The organism is Roseateles sp. P5_B10 (assembly GCF_056400485.1).
Genome location: NZ_JBFULE010001298.1, coordinates 1 through 974 on the forward strand (window position 1 = coordinate 1; position 974 = coordinate 974).

General features: G+C 69.1%; 1 protein-coding gene. It reads left to right on the forward strand.

From position 1 onward, the window contains the following. A partial coding sequence (locus tag AC1DU6_RS32865) for an ABC transporter transmembrane domain-containing protein (protein ID WP_477862475.1) occupies positions 1 to 974 on the forward strand: 974 nt, incomplete at both ends.

Below are 974 nucleotides of genomic sequence, written 5' to 3' on the forward strand. Positions count from 1 at the left end.
CTGCTGCTCAACGGCGGCGACGCCTGCGTGCTGGTGCGCCGCCTGGACGATCCGGCCGCGGTGGCCGCCGGTGCTTGCCGCTACGAAGTGGTGTTCCCCGGCCCCGAAGCCGCCGCCGTGCCGGCCACGACCGCCGAACTGGAGCCCGAGTACAGCGGCTTCATGCTGGCCGTGTCGCCGCAGGAGACCGCCTCGGCCCCGCGCTCGGAGGCGCCGCTGCTGAAGCTGGCCGACAAGGGCCTGGAATCGCATTGGCTGTGGGGCACGCTGAAGCGCTTCACGCCCTATTACCGCGCTTCCATGCTGGCGGCCCTGCTGTCCAACGTGCTGATGCTGGTGTCGGGCCTGGTGACCTCGGTCATCTATGACAAGGTCATTCCCCATCAAGCCATGGTCACGCTGTGGACTCTGGCCGTGGGCGCCTCGGTGGCCCTGGTCTTCGACCTGTTCGCGCGCCAGCTGCGCTCCCACCTCATCGACCTGGCCGGCCGCAAGGCCGACCTCGTCATCGGCGCCAAGCTCTACCGCCAGACCCTCGGGGTGCGCATGGAGCACAAGCCGGCTTCCGCCGGCGCCTATGCCGCCCATCTGGCCCAGGTGGAAATGGTGCGGGAGTTCTTCACCGGCGCCACGCTGTCGGCCCTGTCGGACCTGCCCTTCCTGGTCATCTTCATCGGCATGACCTTCGTCATCGGCGGGCCGCTGGGCTGGGTGCTGGTGCTGGCCGTGCCGCTCATCATGGGCCTGTCCTGGGCCATCCAGGGGGCGCTGCGCAAGGCCATGAGCACCAATATGCAGGAGACTGCCGACCTGCACGGCACCCTGGTCGAGTCCCTCGAGGGCCTGGAAGACCTGAAGACCTCGGGTGCCGAGGGCCGCTTCGTGCGCCGCTACGAGCGCACGACGGCCATCGTCGCCGACACGGCCCTGACCTCGCGCGCGCTGTCGAGCTGGAGCATGAATCTGTCCAGCAC